Source organism: Bradyrhizobium sp. RD5-C2 (genome assembly GCF_019972155.1).
Classification (GTDB): domain Bacteria; phylum Pseudomonadota; class Alphaproteobacteria; order Rhizobiales; family Xanthobacteraceae; genus Bradyrhizobium.
Window position 1 is genome coordinate 19,613 of record NZ_BOVL01000006.1, and the last position, 23,781, is coordinate 43,393.

The following is a 23,781-nucleotide window of genomic DNA, read 5'->3' on the forward strand; positions in this document are numbered from 1 at the left end:
TCAAGTCAAGCAAGGTTAGGCGGCGTCTCGATCCGTATTGTTATGTTTCCGCCGGGCGATCGGTCACCGCGGCGCCACAATGGATTCACAAACGCGCGACGCGTCGCCTTGATCAGGCAAAGAATGCGGCGACCGCGTTCAGGTCGGATTGTCCGGGGGCGTCGCCACGCAAATTCGCGTCGATGATGCGGCGGCAGGCATCGACCGTATGGGTGTCGCCCAATTCGTTGGCGGCCTCGAGGATCGACCAGACCGTGTCCAGGGGAATGTCGCTCTGCATGGTCGCGTTCGGGTCTGACAGCATCGGCGGCGCCGGGGTTAGAATTCGAACAGGTCGCGGCCGCGCCGCGCCATGGTGTGCAGGTCCGCCACCGTGCCGCGTACGGCGTTGCAGCGGCGGCATTCGATGATGGTGTCGCCGGACGCATGCGCGGGATCGGCGACCTTGATCGCCAGGCTGCCGCAATCCGTGCAGATGATCTTGAATCCGGTCGAAATTACTTGCTGCTGCAAATTCATTGTGGGCCTGCGCCTCTGTTGACGTCCACCTTACGGAACAATTTTTAAAACGGGGGTCGCGGAGCGGATTGCAATCGAATGACCGCGTTAGGAGGCGGTTAAGATTTCGCCGCGGCGGCGCGTTGGCCAAGCCGCGCGTGCATCTCGCGCGCCCCGATCTCGGTGGTCCTGCAATCGCCGCAGCCAAAGGTGGCGAAGGCCACATTGTCTTGATCGAAGCGCGAGACGATCAGGACCAACAAAAAGCCGCCCGAAGGCGGCCGCTTTGTTTGCAGAACCCTCAACACCGTCTTAGCGGACCGTCGAGGTCCCCGAGGAGGTGATCGCGACAGGCTTACCGGCCTTGATGACCTGGTTGGTCTGGGCGGTCTGGGTGAAATCCGCATTATTTCGGGCCGAAATGCCGAAAGCCGCAACCCCGATGGCCGCAACGAGCGCAACCACCACAATCTTGAGGTGGGTCGCGCGATCGGCTGAGTGGATCGAGTGGTTCATGGTCGCCTCCGGGCGTCTATGCGCCGTCTATGGCAGCTACTGGTAAGCGCCATCTGTTTCCGGATCGTTTCGTGAGTTCCCGGAAATGGTTTCGTGCCACGGACGGATTGGTTTCACCGTGCCTTGCGTCACACAGGAAGAGGGCTGAAACTGGCCGCGGGCGCGGACGGCGCCTGGGAGAAAAACAATAATGAAAACAAGGAATATGACCCGACGGCGGGTGCTGGGAACTGGCTCCGTGGCACTTGCCGCGGCGATGTTTGGTAAGCCGTCTCTTGCCGCCGCCGAGTACGACTTCAAGCTCGGCGTCAACACTCCGGAAACCCATCCGCTAACAATCCGTTTGGCCGAGGCGGCGAGGCTGGTCGGCACGCAGTCGTCCGGCCGGGTCAACATCACGGTGTTCGCCAACAGCCAGCTCGGCGGCGATCCGGAGATGCTCTCGCAGGTCCGCGCCGGCGGGATCGAACTGTTGGCCGCGCCCAGTATGACGCTGTCGACGCTGGTGCCGCTATCGGGCTTGCCCAGCATCGGCTTCGCCTTCCAGTCCTACGACCAGGTCTGGGCGGCGATGGACGGCGGCGTCGGCGACATCGTCCGCGATGCGATCGCCAGGACCGGCGTCGTGCCGCTGAAGAAGGTCTGGGACAACGGCTTCCGCCAGATCACCTCGTCGTCGAGCCGGCAGCTCAACAGCGTCGACGATCTCAAGGGCTTCAAGATTCGCGTGCCGGTGACGGCATTGCTGACCTCGCTGTTCTCAGGTCTCGGCGCATTGCCGTCGAGCATCTCCTATAGCGAGCTCTATTCGGCGCTGCAGACCCACATTGTCGAAGGGCAGGAAAATCCGCTGGCGCAGGTTTCGACCGGAAAGCTGTACGAGGTGCAGAAATACTGTGCGCTGTCGAACCATTGCTGGAGCGGCTACTGGATCCTCGGCAACCGCCGCGCGATGGCGGGTCTGCCGCCCGAGCTGCTCGAACTGATCAATGCGGCATTCGACGCGGCGGCGGTGAAGGAGCGCGCCGATCTGGTCGAGATGGACCGCTCGTTGCAGGCCGAACTGACCGAGAAGGGCATGACTTTCAACAAGCCCGATCCGGTGCAGTTCAGGGCCGCGTTGGTGAAAGCCGGCTTCTACATGCAGTGGCAGAAGACCTATGGCGCGGACGCCTGGGCGGCGCTGGAGAAATACACCGGCAAGCTGACGTGAGCGCACCCTGACATCACGCGCGTGATTACCTGACACGTAATCGCGCGCACGATCTCCCTTTGCGATGGTCGGTGCATCGGCGGCGATGTTGCCGATCGATCTGCAAAGGGACTTCCATCATGGCAAGCCAACCGCTCTATGCGACCGCAAGCGACGGCACAAAACTGTTCGTGCAGGATTGGGGCTCGGGCAAGCCGGTGCTGCTGCTTGCCGCATGGACATTCAATTCCGGCGTCTGGGGCAGCCAGATCGTGGCGCTGAACGCCAAGGGCTTTCGCTGCGTTGCGCCTGACCGGCGCGGCCACGGCCGTTCCGACATGCCGATGACGGGATACGATCTCGACACGCTGACCGATGATGTCGCCGCCGTGATCGAGCAGCGTGGTCTCCGCGACGTCACGATCGTCGCGCATTCGATGGGATCGATCGAGGCGGTGAATTATCTGGCGCGTCACGGCGCGGAGCGCATCGCGCGGCTGGTCCTGGTGGCGCCCACCACGCCGTTCATCGTCCAGACCGACGACAATCCGGTCGCGGTGCCGAGGGCGATGGTCGAGGCCCAGAATGCTGCGATCGCGCAGGACTTCCCGAAATGGATGGGCGAGAACGAGGCGCCGTTCTTCATGCCCGACACGCCAGATGCCACGCGGGCCTGGATCAGGGAGATGATGCTGAGCGTGCCGCTTCCCGTGGCGCTGGCCTGCCGCAGGACCATCTCGTTCGCCGATCTGCGCGCCGCAGCCAAACGTATCGACCGCCCGACCCTGATCGTGCACGGCGACAAGGATGCCAGCGCGCCGCTCGAACTGACCGGCGCGAAGACGGCGGCGCTGATCAAAGGCAGCAAGCTCGCCGTCTATGAAGGCGCACCGCACGCTCTGCCGCTGACGCACAGCGCGCGCTTGATGGCCGACTTGCTGGCCTTCATGGACGCTTAACTGGCGCGCACGATGTCCGACCGGATCCAGCGCGCTGCCCAGACGAACAGCAGCGCGCCGAGTGTCGTCGTCACCGCGGCCGACAGCAGCGAGTAGCGAACCGCATCCGTGCCGTACGCGCCCTTCAGGGCGTCGTTGATCATGCCGACGGCGAGGGGGCCGACGCCCTGGCCGAAACAGGTCGCGGTGAGCAGCACGATCGCCGAGGCCAGCGCGCGCATGCTGGGCTTTGCGACCGTCTGGGCGATCGCGAAGATCGGGCCGAGATGGAAGCCGACCATGAACGAGGTCAGAGCCAGCATCGCGACCATCAGCGTGAAGCTTTGCGTCAGCATGCACAGCGCGAACACCGGACCGGCGAGTCCGGACATGATCGCGGGCGCCCACAGCTTCCAGCGGTCGTCGCGGCGGCCGATCTGCGCCACCACGAGGCCGCCGATCAGCGTGCCCGCCATGCCGGCGAGGCCCTTGAAGGTGCCGGCATAGGTGCCGATCTCGGCGCTGGTGAGGTGATGGATGCGCGCCAGGAACGGCGGGATCCACACCGCGGTGGCGTAGTTGGTGTAGGTTGTGAGGCAAAAGCCGACCAGCACGATGAGGAAGCTCGGCTGCGCGATCAGGAAGCCCAGCGTCGGCCCGATCGGCTCGGCCTTGAAGGTCTCGGCCATCGCACCGCGCCTCGGCTCGGAGATCGTCAGCCACAGCACCGCGGCGAGCGCGATGCCGGGCAGGCCCGCGGTGAAGAAGGCCATCCGCCAGCCATAGTGCTGATTGACATAGCCGCCGATGAAATAGCCGAGGAAGACGCCGAGATAGGTGCCGATCGCGTAGATGCCGAGCGCGCGCGGACGCTCGTTCTTGTCGAACAGATCGGCGATCATCGATTGCGAGGCCGGCGTGCCCGCCGACTCTCCGATGCCGACCCCGACCCGCGCCAGTGCCAGCGTCGCGACGCTGGAGGCCATGCCGCAGAGATAGGTCATCGCACTCCAGAACGCGAAGGCTGCCGCGACGATGTTGCGGCGGTTGAGGCGATCCGCCATCCGCGCGATGGGAATGCCGAGCAACGAGTAGAACAGCACGGAGCCGAACCCGGCGAGCAGGCCCATCGTGGTATCGCTGAGCGCGAACTCCTTCTTGATGGGCTCGATCAGCACGTTGAAGATGGTCCGGTCGAGGAAGTTGAGGGCGTAGATGATCGTGAGCAGGCCAAGGACGTAGTAGCGGCGCGCGGCGGGCGTGGCGGCGACTTGAACTTGCGCGGCCGCCTGCGGTGCGACATCGACCATGACTTCCTCCCCCGATTTTTGTCTTTTCTTGTTTGCTTTGCGCGCGGGCCTTACCCCTCGCGGATGTAATTCCCTGCTTCGAATTCCACCGGCTCGGCATCGGCATCGAACGACACGCCGATCGGGTCGCGGCCGGCGGCCATGGCCTCGAGCTGGTCAGAGAGCATCCGGCGGATCATCAGGACGCCGCGGTCGCTCTGGCCGAAATGCTCTTCCGAATGAACCGTCACCGGCCCCTGGCCGACCTGCGCCTCGTAGTCGCCGGGGAATTGCTGGTGCTCCTGCTCCGTCATGTCCCACCAGAACTTGCCGTTGAACTTCGAGCGCATCCGGCCGATATCGCCTGACTTCTTGACCCGGCCGGCGACATAGATGCGGAACGAGGTGTCGTCGATCGGCAGGGTCCAGCCGATCGATTCGACGCGGGCGAATTGCGCGACCCGCGGGTTGGGCACGACGCGGAGCGTGGGCAGGGCGGCCTCGGTGACGCGATAGAACACCTTGCCGTCGTCCTGCCTGCGGATCGAGCGCACCGCGACGCCGCGCGGCGACATCTCGAACTTCACCTCGGGCATCGAGGCCATCATGGTCGTGAATTGCGGCCCCGAAAACGAGCCGTGCAGCACCGGCACGTGATAGGGGTCGGCGACGTTCTCGAAATGCTGCAGCCAGTTGCAGGGGATCACGGCAGGCCCGCCGCCGCCGATCGAGGAATCGTCGGCCTCGACGAACTCGCCGTCGTCCATATTGTCCAGGCACTCGTAGCGCGGCAGCACCGGCTGCTTATCCGCCGGGCCCATATAGGCGAAGATCAGGCCGTAGCGTTCCTGCACCGGATACCAGGGCTGGCGCACCTTGTCCTTGAACAGGCCGCCTTCGGGCTCGCAGGGTTGTTCGAGGCAGCGGCCCTCGGTGTCGAATTTCCAGCCGTGGTAGCAGCAGCGGATGCCGTCTTCCTCGACCTTGCCGTAATAGAGTGTGGTGCCGCGATGGCAGCAGCGCGCATGCAGCAGGCCGACCCGGCCATGCCGGTCGCGGAACAGGATCAGGTCCTCACCGAGCGCACGGACTTTTCTGGGGATATCGGTGGCGTCGCTGGAAAGGCCGATCGGGTGCCAGTAGCGGCGCAACAGCTCGCCCATCGGTGTGCCGCGGACGACCGAGGTGAGCTGGGTCCGGGTGGTGGACGGCTTCATCGCATAGGCCGTGCCGAGATCGCGGTCGAGCTGGGTCATCGTCATGCTGTTTCCTCCCGCCGCCGGATTCTTGCCGACGGTCGCTGTGTCGTTGATGGCAGTCAGCGTTGTTGACGAAGTCAACGATATATCGATGACAATGTCAACGATCTCGATTAGCTTGGCAGCGATCAGCTTTGTTGGCAGAGGTTGGCGATGACCGAGAAGTTCAGGACTGCGAGGGCCTTGCCGCCGGAGGCGGTGGTTGACGCCGAGCTGGCGCCGATCACCGCGATGATGTCGTCGCGACTGATGGTGCTGGCGAATCTGCTCAGGCGCGGTGCGTTGCTGCGCTACAAGCGCCTGACAGGTCTGTCGTCGGTCGAGTTCGGCCTGGTTGCCTCGCTCGGCCGGCGGCCGCCGATGAGCGTGGTGCGGCTTGCCGAAGCCGTCGGCATGGACAAGGGGCAGATCAGCCGGGCGCTCGCCGAGCTCGTCGCGCGCAAGTTGGTCGCCAAGGCCGCCAATCCGCGTGACAATCGGGAAACACTTGTCTCCCTCACCAAAGCCGGGCTCGCCGCCCATGACGCCATTGTGGCCGGCGCGCAGGAGCGAAACCGGCGCCTGCTGGAACAGCTTGGTCCGCAGGATATTGAGTTGCTACTTGGACATATCGACCGGCTGACGTTGGCCGCGGCCGAGATGCTCGCGGTCGAGCGGGAGCTGGGCTGATATGGGAAGAGCGCAGGGCGCCGGCGGCGGTCCCTGTTGTGGCAAGCGCTTCCGCCTGATGCGGCAAAGAGCCCGCGGGAGGGACGGTAAAAGCGTCAAAATTGCTTGTCTTGCGCCCCCTGTTGCGCTGCGCTAAAGCCTCAAGAACAATTCCAATCAACGAATCTGCGGGACGTCCGAAACCGCAGCAAGAAGGCCTCGCCGATGACCGGCATCCTGCAGAATTATCTCCCACTTGTGGTCTTTATCGGGGTAGCGAGCCTGATCGGGCTGGCGCTCCTGATCGCGCCGTTCATCGTCGCGTTCCAGTCGCCGGATCCGGAAAAGCTGTCCGCCTATGAATGCGGATTCAACGCTTTTGATGACGCCCGCATGAAGTTCGACGTCCGCTTCTATCTGGTGGCGATCCTCTTCATCATCTTCGATCTCGAAGTGGCGTTCCTGTTCCCCTGGGCCGTGGCGTTCGGAAAACTGGGCGCGACCGGTTTCTGGTCGATGATGGTGTTCCTGGCCGTGCTGACGGTCGGGTTCGCGTATGAATGGAAGAAAGGCGCGCTCGAATGGGATTGAGCCCCACCGCCGCATCCTCGCAGCCGGCGATTGCGCAGGCGCCGAGAGGCATTCTCGATCCGTCGACCGGCAAGCCGGTCGGCGCCAATGATCCGTTTTTCCTCGAGGTCAATCACGAGCTGTCCGACAAGGGCTTCTTCGTCGCCGCGGCCGATGACCTGATCACCTGGGCGCGTACCGGCTCGCTGATGTGGATGACCTTCGGTCTCGCCTGCTGCGCGGTCGAGATGATGCAGGTCTCGATGCCGCGCTACGACGTCGAGCGCTTCGGCTTTGCGCCGCGCGCCTCGCCGCGACAGTCCGACGTGATGATCGTCGCGGGCACCCTGACCAACAAGATGGCGCCCGCGCTGCGCAAGGTCTACGACCAGATGCCGGAGCCGCGCTACGTCATCTCGATGGGCTCCTGCGCCAACGGCGGCGGCTACTACCACTATTCCTACTCGGTGGTGCGTGGTTGCGACCGCATCGTGCCGATCGACATCTACGTGCCGGGCTGCCCGCCCACGGCGGAGGCGCTGCTCTACGGCGTGCTGCTGCTGCAGAAGAAGATCCGCCGTATCGGCACTATCGAACGCTAAGGTTTCAGGCATGGACGACGGCAAGCTCGACGCCCTTGGGCAGACGATCGTGAGCGCGCTTCCGGGCGCCGCCACGGCGCACTCGGTCGCGTTCAATCAACTCACTATCGACGTCGAGATTGGCAGAATCGTGGACGTCGTCAGTTTTCTGCGTGACGATCCGAACTGCCGCTTCGTCAACTTCACCGATGTGACCGCGGTCGACTATCCGAGCCGCGAGAAGCGTTTCGATGTCGTCTACCATTTGCTGTCGCCGACGCTGAACACGCGTATCCGGGTGCGCGGCCAGGCCGACGAGACCACGCAGGTGCCTTCGATCATCGGTGTCTTCCCCGGAGCCGACTGGTTCGAACGCGAGACCTACGATCTCTACGGCGTGATCTTCGTCGGGCATCCGGACATGCGCCGCCTGCTGACCGATTACGGTTTCGACGGCCATCCGTTGCGCAAGGATTTCCCGCTCACCGGCTTCGTCGAGGTTCGCTACGACGACCAGGAGAAGCGAGTGCTGTACGAGCCGGTCCGGCTCAACCAGGAATTCCGCAAGTTCGATTTCCTCTCGCCCTGGGAAGGCGCGGACTATCCGCTGCCCGGTGACGAGAAGGCCAAGGCGGAGCCGAAGCCATGAACGAGCAACCGCAAGATCTTCGTAACTTCACCATCAACTTCGGCCCGCAGCATCCGGCGGCGCACGGCGTGCTTCGTCTCGTGCTGGAGCTCGACGGCGAAGTCGTCGAGCGCGTCGATCCGCATATCGGCCTGCTTCACCGCGGCACCGAGAAGCTGATCGAGCACAAGACCTATTTGCAGGCGATTCCGTATTTCGACCGGCTCGACTACGTCGCGCCGATGAACCAGGAGCACGCGTTCTGCCTCGCGGCGGAGAAGCTGCTCGGCATCACGGTGCCGCGTCGCGGCCAGCTCATCCGCGTGCTGTACTGCGAGATCGGCCGCATTCTTTCCCATCTGCTCAACGTCACCACGCAGGCGATGGACGTCGGCGCGCTGACCCCGCCGCTGTGGGGTTTTGAAGAGCGCGAGAAGCTGATGGTGTTCTACGAGCGCGCCTCGGGCTCGCGCATGCACGCGGCTTTCTTCCGCGTCGGCGGCGTGCACCAGGATCTGCCGCTGAAGCTGATCGACGATATCGAGGCGTGGTGCGATCCGTTCCTCAAGGTCGTCGACGACCTCGATACGCTGCTCACCGGCAACCGCATCTTCAAGCAGCGCAACGTCGATATCGGTGTGGTGCCGCTGAAGGAAGCCTGGGAGTGGGGCTTCTCCGGCGTGATGGTGCGCGGCTCGGGCGCGGCCTGGGACCTGCGCAAGTCGCAGCCGTATGAGTGCTACGCCGAGATGGATTTCGACATTCCGATCGGCAAGAACGGTGACTGCTACGACCGCTATTTGATCCGCATGGAAGAGATGCGCCAGTCGGTGCGCATTATGAAGCAGTGCATCGAGAAGCTGAAGGCCGCGGACGGGCAGGGCCCGGTCGTGGTCGAGGACAACAAGATCGCGCCGCCGCGCCGTGGTGACATGAAGCGCTCGATGGAAGCGCTGATCCATCACTTCAAGCTCTACACCGAAGGCGTGCACGTGCCGGCCGGCGAGGTCTACGCCGCGGTCGAGGCGCCGAAGGGCGAGTTCGGCGTCTATCTCGTCGCCGACGGCACCAACAAGCCCTACAAGTGCAAGATCCGCGCGCCGGGCTTCGCCCATCTGCAGGCGATGGATCACATCTGCAAGGGCCATCTGCTGGCCGACGTTTCCGCCATCCTTGGCTCGCTGGACATCGTGTTTGGCGAGGTCGACCGGTGATGATGTCCACATCCGCACCGTGCGCAATGAGAGTTTGATCGATGTCCGTCCGCCGCCTTGCCCCGAAGGAATTGCAGCCCGCGAGCTTCACGTTCACGGACGAGAATCTTGCCTGGGCCAAGAAGCAGATCGAGAAGTATCCACCGGGCCGTCAGGCTTCGGCTGCGATCGCGATTCTGTGGCGTGTGCAGGAGCAGCATGACGGCTGGGTCTCGGAAGCGGCGATCCGCGCCGTCGCCGACCTGCTCGAGATGCCGCATATTCGCATGCTGGAGATCGCGACCTTCTACACCATGTTCCAGCTCTCGCCGGTCGGCAAGAAGGCACATGTCCAGGTCTGCGGCACCACGCCGTGCCGGCTGCGTGGCGCCGCCGACCTGATCGAGGTGTGCCAGCATCGTATCCATCACGATCCCTTCCAGTTGTCGAAGGACGGCAACTTCTCGTGGGAAGAGGTCGAGTGCTTAGGTGCCTGCGTGAACGCGCCGATGGTGCTGATCTGGAAGGACACCTATGAGGATCTGACCAAGGAAAGCTTCGGCAAGGTGCTCGACGGGTTTGCCGCCGGCAATCCGCCGAAGCCGGGCCCGCAGGTCGACCGACAGTTCTCGGCGCCCGCAGGCGGGCCGACGACGCTGAAGGAAACCACCTGATGCGAGGCTTTCAGGTGCTGGCAAACGCGCAGGAAAACAAGGCGGAGAGGGGCGCTGCGATGAAGGCCTGGCGCACGATCGCCCTGCATACCACGGTCGCAGCCGGCTTCATGTTCCTGCTGCAACGTTACGGCCTGAGCGCCACGCTGGAATCCAGCCTGTTGTGGGCCATCGTGTTCGGCGGCTGTGCCGCCGGGCTCGCTTACTCCCAAGCCAATCGGTGATGTTCGGAAAGTTTTGAGCATGCTCGACGACAAGGACCGCATCTTCAAGAACCTCTACGGCCTCCATGATTGGGGCCTCGAGGGCGCGCGCCGCAGAGGCGCCTGGGATGGCACCAAGGGGATCATCGACAAGGGGCGCGACTGGATCATCAATGAGATGAAGGCGTCGGGCCTGCGCGGCCGCGGCGGTGCGGGCTTCCCGACCGGCATGAAGTGGTCTTTCATGCCCAAGGAATCCAAGGACGGCCGTCCGAGCTATCTCGTCGTCAACGCCGACGAGTCCGAGCCCGGCACCTGCAAGGACCGCGAGATCATGCGGCACGATCCGCATCTCCTGGTCGAAGGTTGCCTGCTCGCGAGCTTCGCGATGGGCGCGCATGCCTGCTACATCTATATCCGCGGCGAGTTCATCCGCGAGCGCGAGCGGCTGCAGGCGGCGATCGACCAGGCCTATGAGGCCAAGCTGGTCGGCAAGGACAATATCAACGGCTGGCCGTTCGACATCTATGTCGCGCACGGCGCCGGTGCCTATATCTGCGGCGAGGAAACCGCGCTGCTCGAAAGCCTCGAGGGCAAGAAGGGCCAGCCGCGGCTGAAGCCGCCGTTCCCGGCCAATGTCGGCCTCTATGGCTGCCCGACTACCGTCAACAACGTCGAGTCGATCGCGGTCGCGCCCGACATCCTGCGCCGCGGCGCCGCCTGGTTCGCCGCCATCGGCCGGCCGAACAATGTCGGCACCAAGCTGTTCTGCATCTCCGGTCACGTCGAGCGGCCCTGCAACGTCGAAGAGGCGATGGGGATTCCGTTCCGCGAACTGATCGAGAAGCATTGCGGCGGCATTCGTGGCGGCTGGGACAACCTCAAGGCTGTGATCCCCGGCGGCTCGTCGGTGCGCATGGTGCCGGCCGACCAGATCATCGACACGCCGATGGATTTCGACAGTCTGAGCAAGCTGCGCTCGGGCCTCGGCACCGCGGCCGTCATCGTGATGGACAAGTCGACCGACCTGATCCGGGCGATCGCGCGCATCTCGTATTTCTACAAGCATGAGAGCTGCGGCCAGTGCACGCCGTGCCGCGAGGGCACCGGCTGGATGTGGCGCGTCCTGACCCGCATGGCGGACGGCCGCGCCCACAAGCGCGAGATCGACATGCTGCTCGAGGTCACCAAGCAGGTCGAAGGCCACACCATCTGCGCGCTCGGCGACGCAGCAGCGTGGCCGATCCAGGGTCTGATTGCGCATTTCCGTCACGAGATTGAAGAGCGCATCGATCAGTATTCGCACAAGGCCGATCTCGACGATCAGGGCGTTCGTGATCCCGTCCATATGGTCGCGGCGGAGTAGAGAAGAGACATGAGCAAGATCATCGTCGATGGCAAAGAGATCGATGTGCCGCCGGAGTACACGCTGTTGCAGGCGTGTGAGGCGGCAGGCGCCGAGATTCCGCGCTTCTGCTATCACGAGCGGCTGTCGATCGCCGGCAATTGCCGGATGTGCCTGGTCGAGGTGAAGGGCGGCCCGAAGCCGGTCGCAAGCTGCGCCTGGGCCGTGCGCGACTGCCGTCCGGGCCCGAAGGGGGAGCCGCCGGAAATCTCGACCCGTTCGCCGATGGTGAAGAAGGCGCGCGAAGGCGTGATGGAATTCCTGCTGATCAACCATCCGCTGGACTGCCCGATCTGCGACCAGGGCGGCGAGTGCGACTTGCAGGACCAGGCGATGGGTTACGGCGTCGACACCAGCCGCTTCGCCGAGAACAAGCGCGCGGTCGAGGACAAGTATCTCGGCGCGCTGGTCAAGACCTCGATGAACCGCTGCATCCAGTGCACGCGCTGCGTCCGCTTCTCCGCCGAAGTCTGCGGCGCGCCGGAAATGGGCGCGACCGGGCGCGGCGAGGACATGGAGATCACCACCTATCTGGAGCAGGCGCTGAGCTCGGAGCTGCAGGGCAACCTCGTCGATATCTGCCCGGTCGGCGCGCTGACCTCGAAGCCGTATGCCTTCGCGGCGCGCCCCTGGGAACTCGGCAAGACGCAGTCGGTCGACGTCATGGACGGTGTCGGCTCCGCGATCCGCGTCGACACCCGCGGCCGCGAGGTGATGCGCATCCTGCCGCGCATCAATGAGGCGGTGAACGAGGAATGGATTTCCGACAAGACCCGCCACGTCGTCGACGGCCTGCGCACGCAGCGCCTCGACCGGCCCTATGTGCGCGAGAACGGTCAGCTCAAGCCTGCGATCTGGCAGGAAGCCTTTGCTGCCATCGCCGCCAAGGCCGGCCGCATCGACGGCAAGCGGATCGGTGCGATCGCCGGCGATCTCGCCGCGGTCGATGAAATGTATGCGCTGAAGGAGCTGCTCGCGAAGTTCGGCTCGGTCAATCTGGCAGTGCAGGGCGGCGACGCGTTCGACGCCGAGGCCGGCCGCGGCTCCTACATCTTCAACCCGACCATTGCAGGCATCGACCAGGCCGACGCGATCCTGATCGTCGGCTCGCATCCGCGCAAGGAAGCCGCCGTGCTGAACGCGCGGATCCGCAAGCGCTGGCGCACCGGCGGGCTCAAGGTCGGCATGATCGGCGCCAAGGCCGATTTCACCTACGACCACGACTATCTCGGTGCAGGCACCGACACGCTCGCCGACCTCGTGGCCGGCAAGCACTCCTTTGCCGACGTGCTGAAGAACGCCAAGAACCCGATCATCCTGGTCGGCGCCGGTGCCTACACCAGGCATGACGGCGCGGCGGTGCTGGCGCAGGCTGCCAAGCTCGCCGTCGATGTCGGTGCGCTGAAGGACGGCTGGAACGGCTTTGCCGTGCTGCAGGACACCGCCTCGCGCGCCGGCGCGCTCGATATCGGTTTCTCGCCGGCAGGCGGTGGCCTGACCACGGCGCAGATGACGACCTTCGGCACGCTCGACGTGCTGTTCCTGCTCGGCGCCGACGAGATCAAGGCGCCGGATGGCACCTTCGTCGTTTATATCGGCACCCATGGCGACAAGGGCGCGCACCGCGCCGACGTGATCCTGCCAGGCGCCGCCTATACCGAGAAGTCCGGCATCTTCGTCAACACCGAGGGCCGGGCGCAGATCGCCAACCGTGCCGCGTTCCCGCCGGGTGAAGCCCGCGAGGACTGGGCGATCATCCGCGCGCTGTCCGACGTGCTCGGCAAGAAGCTGCCGTTCGACTCGCTGCAGGCGCTGCGCCAGGCGATGTTCAAGACCGCTCCGCATCTGATGCGGCTCGACCAGATCGAGGCCGGCAAGGCTGATGACGTCAAGGCGCTGGCCGGTAAGGGCGGCAGCATCGACAAGGCGGCATTCAAGCCGACCATCGAGGATTTCTATCTGACCAACCCGATCGCGCGGGCCTCTGCCGTGATGGCGGAATGCTCGCGGCTGGCGTCGGGCCGAATGCTGACGGCAGCGGAGTGAGCGTGACCTGATGGCTGAATTCTTCGCAAGCGCGTTCTGGACCGGCTTCCTCTGGCCGCTGATCATCATGGTCGCGGAAAGCCTGTTGCTGCTCGTCGTGCTGCTGATCGCGATTGCCTACATCCTGCTCGCCGACCGCAAGATCTGGGCGGCGGTACAGATCCGCCGCGGCCCCAACGTGGTCGGCCCGTTCGGCCTGCTGCAATCCTTCGCCGACCTCCTGAAATTCGTGCTGAAGGAGCCGGTGATTCCGTCCGGCTCCAACAAGGGCGTGTTCCTGCTGGCGCCGCTGGTCTCGTGTATCCTGGCGCTGGCCGCCTGGGCCGTGATCCCGTTCAATCTCGGCTGGGTGATCTCCGACATCAATGTCGGCATTCTCTACATCTTCGCGATCTCGTCGCTGTCGATCTACGGCGTCATCATGGCCGGCTGGTCGTCGAACTCGAAGTACCCGTTCCTGGCCGCGCTGCGCTCCGCGGCGCAGATGGTGTCCTACGAGGTCTCGATCGGTTTCGTCATCATCACCGTGCTGCTCTGCGTCGGCTCGCTGAACCTGTCGGCGGTGGTCGAGGCCCAGAATAGCCGCGGGCTCGCGCACCTGATCGGCCTGCCGCAGCTCACCATCCTGAACTGGTATGTCTGGCCGCTGTTCCCGATGTTCGTGGTGTTCTACGTCTCGGCGCTGGCGGAGACCAACCGTCCGCCGTTCGACCTGGTCGAAGCGGAATCCGAACTGGTCGCCGGCTTCATGACCGAATACGGCTCGACGCCGTATCTCCTGTTCATGCTCGGCGAGTATGTCGCGATCACCACGATGTGCGCGCTGGCGTCGATCCTGTTCCTGGGCGGCTGGCTGCCGCCGGTCAACCTGCCGCCGTTCACCTGGATTCCGGGCATCGTCTGGTTCGCCCTCAAGGTGTTCTTCATGTTCTTCATGTTCGCGATGGCGAAGGCGATCGTGCCGCGCTACCGCTACGATCAACTAATGCGCCTCGGCTGGAAGGTGTTCCTGCCGCTGTCGCTGGCGATGGTGGTGATCGTGGCCGGTGTGCTGCAATTCGCCGGCATCGCGCCGAAGTGAGGTCGTCATGAGTGTCAACGTCAACGCAACAGCCCGCTCGCTTCTGCTCTCGGAATTCGTCTCGGCGTTCGTTCTCGCCATGCGCTACTTCTTCAAGCCGAAGCCGACGCTGAATTATCCCTTCGAGAAGGGGCCGATCTCGCCGCGCTTCCGCGGCGAGCACGCGCTGCGCCGCTATCCGAACGGCGAGGAGCGTTGCATCGCCTGCAAGCTGTGCGAGGCGATCTGCCCGGCGCAGGCGATCACGATCGAGGCCGGCCCGCGCCGCAACGACGGCACCCGCCGCACGGTGCGCTACGACATCGACATGGTGAAGTGCATCTATTGCGGGCTGTGCCAGGAGGCATGCCCGGTAGACGCCATCGTCGAGGGACCGAACTTCGAATTCGCGACCGAGACCCGCGAGGAACTCTACTATGACAAGGCGAAGCTGCTCGCCAATGGCGACCGCTGGGAGCGCGAGATTGCGAAGTCGATCGCGCTCGACGCGCCGTACCGGTGAGGTGAGGGCATGATCCTTCCGGCGCTGTTCTTCTATCTGTTCGCCGCGGCCTGTGTGGCCTCGGCGGTCATGGTGATTGTCTCGCGCAATCCCGTGCACTCCGTGCTCTATCTGATCCTGGCGTTCGTCAACGCCTCGGGCCTGTTCATCCTGATGGGCGCCGAGTTCCTCGGGATGATGCTGATCGTGGTCTATGTCGGCGCCGTCGCGGTGCTGTTCCTGTTCGTGATCATGATGCTCGACGTCGACTTCGTCGAGCTGCGCGAGGGCTTCATCCAGTATCTGCCCGTCGGCATCGTGATCGGCGGCATCTTCCTGTTCGAGCTGCTGCTCGTAGTCGGCGCCTGGGTGATCAACCCGCAGGTCACCAAGACGATCACGGCGGCGATCCCGACCAATATCAGCAACACCGAGGCGCTCGGCCTCGTGCTCTATACGAAGTACATCCATTACTTCCAGCTCGCCGGCATGGTGCTGCTGGTCGCGATGATCGGCGCCATCGTGCTGACGCTGCGCCACAAGGCCAACGTCAAGCGGCAGAACATCAATGTGCAGAACGCGCGCACGCCGGAGATGGCGATGGCGATGCGCAAGGTGGTGTCGGGGCAGGGCCTGCAGGATGCCGATGCGGCGGAGTGGGTGAAATGACGATCGGGCTAGGGCACTATCTGGCGGTCGGCGCGATCCTGTTCACGCTCGGGATCCTAGGCATCTTCCTCAACCGCAAGAACATCATCGTCATCCTGATGTCGATCGAGCTGATCCTGCTCTCGGTCAACATCAATTTGGTGGCGTTCTCGACCTTCCTCGGCGACATCGTCGGCCAGGTGTTCGCACTGCTGGTGCTGACGGTGGCGGCAGCCGAGGCCGCGATCGGCCTTGCCGTGCTGGTGGTGTATTTCCGCAACCGCGGTTCGATCGCGGTTGAAGACGTCAATCTGATGAAGGGCTAGTCCGGCAAATGATACAGGCAATCGTATTCCTGCCGCTGCTGGGCGCCATCCTCGCAGGCATCATCTCGCTGGTCGGCGCGCATGCGCGCTGCCCGAGCGGCGATACCGTCGACCGTCACGACGACGCGCATGACGACGCCCATGCTTCTGACGCCCATGCCTCGGCGGCCCACGACGATCACGGCCATGATGACCACGGCCACGACGACCACCACGTCGCCGAGCCGGCGGCGGCGGGCTCCCGGCTGGCCGAACTGATCACCACGGGCCTCCTGTTCGTGTCGGCGGCGCTGTCCTGGTTCACGCTGGTCGATGTCGGCTTCATGCACCATGACGCGCGCGTCGTGCTGCTGCCCTGGATCACCTCGGGCGACCTGCAGGTGGCCTGGACGCTGCGGGTCGACACCCTGACCGCCGTCATGCTGGTCGTGGTCAACACCGTGTCCGCGCTCGTTCACCTCTATTCCATCGGCTACATGGACGAGGATCCGAACCGGCCGCGCTTCTTCGGCTATCTCTCGCTGTTCACCTTCGCGATGCTGATGTTGGTGACCTCGGACAACCTCGTGCAGCTGTTCTTCGGCTGGGAGGGCGTCGGTCTGGCAAGCTACTTGCTGATCGGGTTCTGGTACCAGAAGCCGTCAGCCAATGCGGCGGCGATCAAGGCGTTCGTGGTCAACCGCGTCGGCGACTTCGGCTTTGCGCTCGGCATCTTCGCGATTTTCGCGCTGGTCGGCTCGACCGACTTCGAGACCATCTTCCACGCCGCGCCCGGACTGACCGGCAAGACCATCGACTTCTTCGGCTGGCACCCCGACGCGCTGACCTTGACCTGCCTGTTCCTGTTCATGGGCGCGATGGGCAAGTCGGCGCAGTTCCTGCTGCACACCTGGTTACCGGACGCGATGGAAGGCCCGACCCCGGTGTCGGCGCTGATCCACGCCGCGACCATGGTCACCGCCGGCGTGTTCATGGTGGCGCGGCTGTCACCGCTGTTCGAGCTGTCGCCGACCGCGCAGGCGGTGGTGATGTTCTTCGGTGCGACCACGGCGTTCTTCGCCGCCACGATCGGCCTGGTGCAGAACGACATCAAGCGCATCGTCGCGTACTCGACCTGTTCGCAGCTCGGCTACATGTTTGTAGCGATGGGAGCAGGGGCCTATTCGGTCGGCATGTTCCATCTGTTCACGCACGCCTTCTTCAAGGCGCTGCTGTTCTTGGGCTCCGGCTCGGTGATCTACGCGATGCACCACGAGCAGGACATCCGCAACATGGGCGGCCTGTGGCGCAAGATCCCGTACACCTTCGCGGTGATGTGTATCGGCACCCTGGCGCTGACCGGCTTCCCGCTGTTCGCCGGCTACTTCTCCAAGGACGCGATCATCGAGGCGGCCTACGCCGCACACAACCCGTTCGCGACCTACGCTTATCTGATGACGATCGTGGCCGCCGGCCTGACCTCGTTCTACTCCTGGCGCCTGATCTTCAAGACGTTCTTCGGCGAGCCGCACGACCAGAAGCACTATGAGGCGGCGCATGAGAGCCCGGTCTGGATGCTGGTGCCGATCGGCGTGCTTGCCGCCGGCTCGATCCTGGCGGGTCTGCCGTTCAAGGAAGTGTTCGCCAGCCCGCACGGGGTCGAGGAGTTCTTCCGCGAGTCCATCAAGATGAACCCGCACATCCTCGAGGACATGGAGCATATGCCGAGCTGGCTCGCGCCACTGCCCACCGTGATGATGGCGCTCGGCCTGTTCATCTCGTACCTGTTCTACATCCGCAGGCCGTACCTGCCGGTCGAGCTCGCGAACCAGCAGCCGATGCTGTACCAGTTCCTGCTCAACAAATGGTACTTCGACGAGTTGTACGAGTGGATCTTCGTGCGCCCGGCGAAGTGGCTCGGCTATACGCTGTGGAAGAAGGGCGATGGCTTCGTCATCGACGGCTTCGGTCCGGACGGCGTCTCGGCCCGCGTGCTCGACATCACCCGCAACGTCGTGAAATTGCAGACCGGTTACCTCTATCACTACGCATTCGCGATGCTGATCGGGGCCGCCGGATTGATCACCTGGTTCATGTTCGGCTTGGGAGGCCAGTAAATGACAACCTGGCCCATCCTTTCCGTCACGACCTTCCTGCCGGCGGTCGGCGCGATCCTGGTCTACCTGCTGGCGCGGGGCGGCGACGAGACCGCGAGCCGCACGGCGCGCTGGATCGCGCTGTGGACCACGCTGATCACCTTCGCTGTGTCGCTGGTCCTGGTCGCGCGTTTCGATCCCGCGCAGTCCGACTTCCAGTTCGTCGAGAAGACATCCTGGCTCGCCACCGGCATCACCTATCACATGGGTATCGACGGCATCTCGCTGCCGCTGATCATCCTGACCACCGCGATCATGCCGCTCTGCATCATCGCGAGCTGGAAGTCGGTGACGCAGCGCGTCAGCGAATACATGATGGCGTTCCTGATCCTGGAAACGCTGATGGTCGGCACCTTCTCGGCGCTCGACCTCGTGCTGTTCTATCTGTTCTTCGAGGGCGGCCTGATCCCGATGTTCCTGATCATCGGCGTCTGGGGCGGTCCGCGCCGGGTCTACGCCTCGTTCAAGTTCTTTCTCTATACGTTCCTTGGCTCGGTGCTGATGCTGCTCGCCATCATGGCGCTGTACTGGAACGCCGGCACCACCGACATCCCGACCCTGATGCACACCGCGGTGCCGCGCTCGATGCAGACCTGGGCGTGGCTGGCCTTCTTCGCCTCGTTCGCGGTGAAGATGCCGATGTGGCCGGTGCACACCTGGCTGCCTGACGCGCATGTCGAGGCGCCGACGGCGGGCTCGGTGATCCTGGCCGCGATCCTGCTGAAGATGGGCGGCTACGGCTTCCTGCGCTTCTCGCTGCCGATGTTCCCGCTGGCCTCGCACGACTTTGCGCCGTTCGTGTTCACGTTGTCGGTCATCGCTATCATCTACACCTCGCTGGTGGCGATGATGCAGGAGGATATGAAGAAGCTGATCGCGTACTCCTCGGTCGCGCATATGGGCTTCGTCACCATGGGCATCTTCGCGGTGACCACGCAGGGCGTCGCCGGCGGCATGTTCCAGATGATCTCGCACGGCATCGTCTCCGGCGCGCTGTTCCTCTGCGTCGGCATCGTCTACGACCGCATGCACACCCGCGAGATCGCGGCCTATGGCGGCCTCGTCAACCGGATGCCGCTCTATGCGATGACCTTCATGGTCTTCACCATGGCCAATGTCGGTCTGCCCGGCACGAGCGGCTTCGTCGGCGAGTTCATGACCTTGCTCGGCACCTTCAAGATCTCGCTGCCGACGGCGTTCTTCGCCACCACGGGCGTGATCCTGTCGGCCTGCTACGCGCTCTGGCTCTACCGCAAGGTGGTGTTCGGCGCGCTGGTCAAGCCGTCGCTGATGTCGATCAAGGATCTCACCTTCCGCGAATGCGTGACGCTGTTCCCGCTGATCGCGCTGACCATCCTGTTCGGCGTCTACCCGAAGCCGGTGCTCGACATGTCGGCCGCCTCGGTGCAGCAGCTCGTCAACAATTACAACACCGCCGTGACTGCCGTGAAGGCAGCCGCGCTGGTTACGCAGTAAGGCCGCTGTCATGAGCTTTTCCAGTGCAGGTTATCAGTTGCAGCCGGTGCTGCCGGAGCTGGTGCTCGCGGTCGGCGCCATGGTGCTGTTGATGATCGGAGCCTATCGCGGGCAGGGGACGACCCGGCTGATCACCGCGCTCGCGGTGTGTCTCCTGGTCCTGACCGGCGCGCTGGAGCTCTGGCTGCCGGCCGGCAAGCTCGTCACCTTCGGCGGCAGCTTCATCGTCGACGACTTCGCCCGCTTCCTGAAGATCCTCGCCTTGATCGCCTCGGCGGCAACGCTGATCCTGTCGACCGAGTACCTGTCCCAGCCGTCGACCCGCAACTTCGAGTTCTCGATCCTGGTGCTGCTGTCGACGCTCGGCATGATGGTGCTGATCTCGGCCGGCGACCTGATCTCGCTCTATCTCGGCCTCGAACTGATGAGCCTTGCGCTCTACGTCGTCGCCGCCAGCCAGCGCGACAACGCCAAGTCGAGCGAGGCCGGCCTGAAGTATTTCGTGCTCGGCGCGCTGTCGTCGGGCATGCTGCTCTACGGTGCCTCGCTGATCTACGGCTTCACCGGCACGGTCAGCTTCGCCGGCATCGCGGCCGCCGCGACCACCGGCAGCATCGGCATCGTGTTCGGCCTGGTGTTCCTGCTCGCCGGCCTCTGCTTCAAGGTCTCGGCGGTGCCGTTCCACATGTGGACGCCTGACGTCTATGAGGGCGCACCGACCCCGGTGACGGCGTTCTTCGCCTCCGCCCCGAAGGTCGCCGCGCTCGCCGTGTTCACCCGTGCGACGCTGACCGCGTTCCCGGGCATCGTCACCCAGTGGCAGCAGATCCTGGTGTTCGTGGCGATCGCCTCGATGGCGCTGGGCTCGTTCGCCGCGATCGGTCAGACCAACATCAAGCGGCTGATGGCCTATTCGTCGATCGGCCATATGGGCTTTGCGCTGGTCGGCCTCGCCTCCGGCACGGTCGAGGGCGCGCAGGGCGTCCTGATCTACATCACGATCTATGTCGCGATGACGCTCGGGACCTTCTCGATCATCCTGGCGATGAAGCGCAACGGCCAGGCGCTGGAGCAGATCAGCGATTTCGCCGGCCTGTCCCGCACCAACCCGCTGATCGCCTTCATCTTCGCAATGCTGCTGTTTTCGCTGGCCGGCGTGCCGCCGCTCGCCGGCTTCTTCGGCAAATGGTACGTGTTCGTCGCCGCGATCAAGGCCAATCTGTTTACGCTCGCGGTGATCGGCGTGCTGACCAGCGTGGTGGGCGCGTTCTACTATCTGTCGATCGTCAAGGTGATGTATTTCGACCAGCCGCTCGGCAAGCTCGACCCGGTCCGCGTCGAGCTGCGCACCGTGCTGGCGGTCGCAGGCATCTTCAACGTCTTCTTCTTCGCCTATCCGGGCCCGCTGGTGAGCGTGGCCACGGCGGCGGCGAAGTCGCTATTCTGATGCACATGATCCCGAAAACAGGGCGCTGGCTTTCGGATCGGATCATGCGCATAACCTCACTATGACCTTCACGCTCGGACCCCGGGCCATTGCGGCGGGCTATAAGCTCGCCGCCTTCGACCAGATCGGCTCGACCAACGCCGAGGCGATGCTGCGCGCCCGCGACGGCGAGCAGGGGCCGATGTGGTTCGTGACGACAGAGCAGACCGCAGGGCGGGGCCGGCGGCAGCGGGTCTGGATCGCGCCGCGCGGCAACCTTGCCAGCAGCATTCTCGAATTGATGGACGTTCCGCCGGCCGTTGCCGCGACGCTCGGCTTTGTCGCCGGGCTGTCGGAGGAAGCCGCCCTGGAGAAGGTCAGTGTCGAGGCGGCCCTTCGTCTCGGTTCTGACCGGCCGAGATATGCGCTGAAGTGGCCGAACGACGTGCTCGCTGGTGGTGCGAAGCTGGTCGGCATCAATATGGAGGCCGAAGCCGTCGGCGATCGCCTCGCGGTGGTTGTCGGCATCGGTACCAATGTCGTGGCGTCGCCCGAGGGCACGCCGACGCCTGCGGTGTCGCTGGCGGAGCTCGGCGTCCAGATCAGCGCGGAAGAGCTGTTCACGGCGCTGTCCGATGCCTGGGTCGAGTTCCGCGGCATCTGGGACAACGGCCGCGGCTTTGCCGAGATCCGCCGGCGTTGGCTCGAGCGCGCGGCCGGGCTCGGCGGCGAGGTCGCGATCAACACGGGCTCGGCGACCATCGAGGGCATCTTTGAGACCATCGACGAGACCGGTTGTCTGATCGTGTGTACGGCCGAGGGCAAGCGTGTCCCGGTCGCGGCGGGCGAGGTCTATTTCGGCAGCGCAGCCTCTAAGAGGGCGGTGTGATGGCGCGACCTGACGAGCTTACCTTTGCACCGCTCGGCGGCGTCGGCGAGATTGGCATGAATTTGTCGATCTATGGGCTCGGCAATCGCCACCAGCGCTCGTTCCTCGCGGTCGATCTCGGGGTCTCCTTTGGCGACGAGGAGCATCTGCCGGGCATCGACTTGATCATGCCGGATGTGCGTTTTCTCGAGAAGGAGCGCAACAATCTGATGGGCCTCGTGTTGACGCACGCCCATGAGGACCATTTCGGCGCGATCATCGATCTCTGGCCGAAGCTCGGCTGCAAGATCTACGCAACTCAGTTCAGCGCGGCGCTGTTCGAGGCCAAATGCGCCGCCGAGCGCAATCCGCCAAAGATCCCGATCACGGTGATCCCGTCGGGCGGCCGGGTCGATATCGGCCCGTTCAATGTCGAGTTCATCCCGGTCGCGCATTCGATTCCGGAATCGCACGCGCTCGCGATCAAGACCGATGTCGGCACCGTGCTGCACACCGGTGACTGGAAGATCGATCCGACCCCGATCATCGGCCTGCCGACCGACGAGCGGCGGCTGCGCGAGCTCGGTGACGAAGGCGTGCTGGCGCTGGTCGGCGATTCCACCAACGCTGTGCGCGACGGGCGCTCGCCCTCGGAGACCGAGGTTGCCGCCACCATCAAGAAGCTGGTCAATGCGGCCAAGGGCCGGGTCGCGGTCACGACCTTCGCCTCCAATGTCGCCCGCGTGAGGGCGGTGGCGGACGCTGCGAACGCCGCCGATCGCGAGGTCGTCGTGGTCGGCCGCGCCATGGAGCGCGTGGTGCAGGTCGCGCGCGAATGCGGCTATCTCGACAGCTCGCACAAATTCCGCAGCACCGACTATTACGGCCATTTCCCGGCCGACAAGGTGCTGGCGCTGTGCACTGGCAGCCAGGGCGAGCCCCGCGCCGCGCTGGCCCGGATCGCCAACAACGATCACCCGCAGGTGACCCTGAACAGGGGCGACACCGTGATCTTCTCCTCCCGCACCATCCCCGGCAACGAGAAGGCGGTCGGCGGCATCATCAACGGGCTGGTGACGCAGGGCGTCGAAATCATCACCGACCGCGAGCATCTGGTGCACGTCTCCGGCCATCCGCGCCGCGACGAGCTGCGCGACATGATCTCCTGGGTGCGGCCGCAGCTGCTGATCCCCGTGCATGGCGAGGCGCTGCATCTCGCCGAGCACGCCAAGCTGGCGCGCGCTGCGGGTGTCCCGAAAGTCCTGACCTGCCGCAACGGCGACCTCGTCAAGCTCGGGCCCGGCGATCCCGGCATCGTGGGCGAGGTGCCTTCGGGGCGGCTCTACAAGGACGGAACCATCCTGGAGGACTCCAAGTCGCGCGCCGTGGTCGAGCGGCGGCGGATGGGTTTTGCCGGCTGCGCCTTCGTCGCTATCGCCATGACCGCGCAGGGCGAGCTGGTCGACGATCCCGAGGTTGATCTGGTCGGCATGCCGGAGAAAAATGCCGCGGGCGAATTGCTCGACGACATCGTGTTCGATGTCGTGGTATCGACGATCGAGGGCCTGCCCAAGCCGCGGCGCCGCGATCCGGACGCACTCGGGGAATCGGTGCGCCGCGCGGTGCGGGCCGCGCTGAACGAGCAGTGGGGCAAGAAGCCGATCTGCGTCGTGCACGTTCTGACGGTCTGACACACGCCT

The 23,781-nt window shown here is 64.5% G+C and carries 26 protein-coding genes; 20 read left to right on the forward strand and 6 right to left on the reverse strand.

What is annotated here, in order from left to right; genetic code table 11:
- Positions 1 to 112: 112 nt before the first annotated feature.
- The 4 genes from BraRD5C2_RS05005 to BraRD5C2_RS05020 form a co-directional block, all read right to left on the reverse strand.
- Positions 113 to 280: a hypothetical protein gene (locus tag BraRD5C2_RS05005; protein ID WP_223967230.1), complete on the reverse strand. Its 168-nt coding sequence runs from the start codon at positions 278 to 280 to the stop codon at positions 113 to 115.
- Positions 281 to 318: 38 nt separating this feature from the next.
- Entirely contained in the window at positions 319 to 519 is a 201-nt protein-coding gene (locus tag BraRD5C2_RS05010; RefSeq protein ID WP_223967231.1) for a hypothetical protein, read from the reverse strand.
- 98 nt (positions 520 to 617) lie between these two features.
- The gene (locus tag BraRD5C2_RS05015) at positions 618 to 758 is read right to left on the reverse strand and encodes a hypothetical protein (RefSeq protein WP_223967232.1); all 141 of its coding nucleotides are present in this window, start codon (positions 756 to 758) and stop codon (positions 618 to 620) included.
- Positions 759 to 810: 52 nt separating this feature from the next.
- Complete coding sequence (locus tag BraRD5C2_RS05020) at positions 811 to 1,014, reverse strand: hypothetical protein (protein ID WP_021079164.1); 204 nt, start codon at positions 1,012 to 1,014, stop codon at positions 811 to 813.
- Positions 1,015 to 1,252: 238 nt separating this feature from the next.
- Here BraRD5C2_RS05020 and BraRD5C2_RS05025 point away from each other — a divergent pair, with 238 nt between their 5' ends.
- Positions 1,253 to 2,227 (forward strand): TRAP transporter substrate-binding protein, encoded by a 975-nt coding sequence (locus BraRD5C2_RS05025; RefSeq protein ID WP_223967233.1) that lies wholly within the window; start codon positions 1,253 to 1,255, stop codon positions 2,225 to 2,227.
- Positions 2,228 to 2,346: 119 nt separating this feature from the next.
- Positions 2,347 to 3,165 (forward strand): alpha/beta fold hydrolase, encoded by an 819-nt coding sequence (locus BraRD5C2_RS05030; RefSeq protein WP_223967234.1) that lies wholly within the window; start codon positions 2,347 to 2,349, stop codon positions 3,163 to 3,165.
- On the opposite strand, the gene BraRD5C2_RS05035 is transcribed toward BraRD5C2_RS05030, so the two are convergent.
- Positions 3,162 to 4,454, reverse strand: coding sequence for a spinster family MFS transporter (locus BraRD5C2_RS05035; protein WP_223967235.1), 1,293 nt, complete (start codon positions 4,452 to 4,454; stop codon positions 3,162 to 3,164). The two genes, BraRD5C2_RS05030 and BraRD5C2_RS05035, sit on opposite strands and share 4 nt — an antisense overlap.
- A gap of 50 nt (positions 4,455 to 4,504) precedes the next feature.
- Positions 4,505 to 5,695, reverse strand: coding sequence for an aromatic ring-hydroxylating dioxygenase subunit alpha (locus tag BraRD5C2_RS05040; RefSeq protein ID WP_223967236.1), 1,191 nt, complete (start codon positions 5,693 to 5,695; stop codon positions 4,505 to 4,507).
- A 150-nt stretch (positions 5,696 to 5,845) separates the two neighbouring features.
- Between BraRD5C2_RS05040 and BraRD5C2_RS05045 the strand changes: the two genes are divergently transcribed.
- The 18 genes from BraRD5C2_RS05045 (at position 5,846) to BraRD5C2_RS05130 (ending at position 23,772) form a co-directional block, all read left to right on the forward strand.
- A complete protein-coding gene (locus BraRD5C2_RS05045; RefSeq protein ID WP_223967237.1) occupies positions 5,846 to 6,361 on the forward strand; it encodes a MarR family winged helix-turn-helix transcriptional regulator in 516 nt (171 codons plus the stop codon).
- Positions 6,362 to 6,565: 204 nt separating this feature from the next.
- Positions 6,566 to 6,931, forward strand: coding sequence for an NADH-quinone oxidoreductase subunit A (locus BraRD5C2_RS05050; RefSeq protein WP_223967238.1), 366 nt, complete (start codon positions 6,566 to 6,568; stop codon positions 6,929 to 6,931).
- The gene (locus BraRD5C2_RS05055; RefSeq protein WP_050402390.1) at positions 6,922 to 7,512 is read left to right on the forward strand and encodes a NuoB/complex I 20 kDa subunit family protein; all 591 of its coding nucleotides are present in this window, start codon (positions 6,922 to 6,924) and stop codon (positions 7,510 to 7,512) included. Before BraRD5C2_RS05050 ends, BraRD5C2_RS05055 begins: the two co-directional genes overlap by 10 nt.
- A gap of 10 nt (positions 7,513 to 7,522) precedes the next feature.
- Entirely contained in the window at positions 7,523 to 8,140 is a 618-nt protein-coding gene (locus BraRD5C2_RS05060; protein WP_223967239.1) for an NADH-quinone oxidoreductase subunit C, read from the forward strand.
- Positions 8,137 to 9,333, forward strand: a complete 1,197-nt coding sequence (locus tag BraRD5C2_RS05065; protein WP_223967240.1) for an NADH-quinone oxidoreductase subunit D — start codon at positions 8,137 to 8,139, stop codon at positions 9,331 to 9,333. The genes BraRD5C2_RS05060 and BraRD5C2_RS05065 overlap by 4 nt, the downstream gene beginning before the upstream one ends.
- A 41-nt stretch (positions 9,334 to 9,374) precedes the next feature.
- Positions 9,375 to 9,986: an NADH-quinone oxidoreductase subunit NuoE gene (nuoE, locus tag BraRD5C2_RS05070; RefSeq protein WP_029080758.1), complete on the forward strand. Its 612-nt coding sequence runs from the start codon at positions 9,375 to 9,377 to the stop codon at positions 9,984 to 9,986.
- A complete protein-coding gene (locus tag BraRD5C2_RS05075; RefSeq protein ID WP_223967241.1) occupies positions 9,986 to 10,210 on the forward strand; it encodes a hypothetical protein in 225 nt (74 codons plus the stop codon). The genes nuoE and BraRD5C2_RS05075 overlap by 1 nt, the downstream gene beginning before the upstream one ends.
- A 19-nt stretch (positions 10,211 to 10,229) precedes the next feature.
- Positions 10,230 to 11,555 (forward strand): NADH-quinone oxidoreductase subunit NuoF, encoded by a 1,326-nt coding sequence (gene nuoF / locus BraRD5C2_RS05080; RefSeq protein ID WP_223967242.1) that lies wholly within the window; start codon positions 10,230 to 10,232, stop codon positions 11,553 to 11,555.
- A gap of 9 nt (positions 11,556 to 11,564) precedes the next feature.
- A complete protein-coding gene (gene nuoG / locus BraRD5C2_RS05085; RefSeq protein ID WP_223967243.1) occupies positions 11,565 to 13,640 on the forward strand; it encodes an NADH-quinone oxidoreductase subunit NuoG in 2,076 nt (691 codons plus the stop codon).
- A 10-nt stretch (positions 13,641 to 13,650) separates the two neighbouring features.
- Positions 13,651 to 14,721 carry an NADH-quinone oxidoreductase subunit NuoH gene (nuoH, locus tag BraRD5C2_RS05090; protein ID WP_223967244.1) on the forward strand — a complete coding sequence of 357 codons (1,071 nt, stop codon included), beginning with the start codon at positions 13,651 to 13,653 and terminating at the stop codon, positions 14,719 to 14,721.
- A 7-nt stretch (positions 14,722 to 14,728) separates the two neighbouring features.
- Positions 14,729 to 15,223 (forward strand): NADH-quinone oxidoreductase subunit NuoI, encoded by a 495-nt coding sequence (gene nuoI / locus BraRD5C2_RS05095; protein ID WP_097673576.1) that lies wholly within the window; start codon positions 14,729 to 14,731, stop codon positions 15,221 to 15,223.
- Between the two features lie 9 nt (positions 15,224 to 15,232).
- Positions 15,233 to 15,871, forward strand: a complete 639-nt coding sequence (locus tag BraRD5C2_RS05100) for an NADH-quinone oxidoreductase subunit J (RefSeq protein WP_223967245.1) — start codon at positions 15,233 to 15,235, stop codon at positions 15,869 to 15,871.
- Complete coding sequence (gene nuoK, locus BraRD5C2_RS05105) at positions 15,868 to 16,176, forward strand: NADH-quinone oxidoreductase subunit NuoK (protein ID WP_027537255.1); 309 nt, start codon at positions 15,868 to 15,870, stop codon at positions 16,174 to 16,176. The genes BraRD5C2_RS05100 and nuoK overlap by 4 nt, the downstream gene beginning before the upstream one ends.
- A gap of 8 nt (positions 16,177 to 16,184) precedes the next feature.
- Positions 16,185 to 18,272: an NADH-quinone oxidoreductase subunit L gene (gene nuoL, locus BraRD5C2_RS05110; RefSeq protein WP_223967246.1), complete on the forward strand. Its 2,088-nt coding sequence runs from the start codon at positions 16,185 to 16,187 to the stop codon at positions 18,270 to 18,272.
- Complete coding sequence (locus tag BraRD5C2_RS05115; RefSeq protein ID WP_223967247.1) at positions 18,273 to 19,787, forward strand: NADH-quinone oxidoreductase subunit M; 1,515 nt, start codon at positions 18,273 to 18,275, stop codon at positions 19,785 to 19,787. It begins immediately after the preceding gene.
- Between the two features lie 10 nt (positions 19,788 to 19,797).
- Positions 19,798 to 21,234 (forward strand): NADH-quinone oxidoreductase subunit NuoN, encoded by a 1,437-nt coding sequence (gene nuoN, locus BraRD5C2_RS05120; RefSeq protein ID WP_223967248.1) that lies wholly within the window; start codon positions 19,798 to 19,800, stop codon positions 21,232 to 21,234.
- A gap of 61 nt (positions 21,235 to 21,295) precedes the next feature.
- Positions 21,296 to 22,102, forward strand: coding sequence for a biotin--[acetyl-CoA-carboxylase] ligase (locus tag BraRD5C2_RS05125; RefSeq protein WP_223967249.1), 807 nt, complete (start codon positions 21,296 to 21,298; stop codon positions 22,100 to 22,102).
- On the forward strand, positions 22,102 to 23,772 hold the full coding sequence (locus tag BraRD5C2_RS05130; RefSeq protein WP_223967250.1) for a ribonuclease J: 1,671 nt from the start codon (positions 22,102 to 22,104) through the stop codon (positions 23,770 to 23,772). The genes BraRD5C2_RS05125 and BraRD5C2_RS05130 overlap by 1 nt, the downstream gene beginning before the upstream one ends.
- The last annotated feature ends 9 nt before the right edge of the window (positions 23,773 to 23,781 follow it).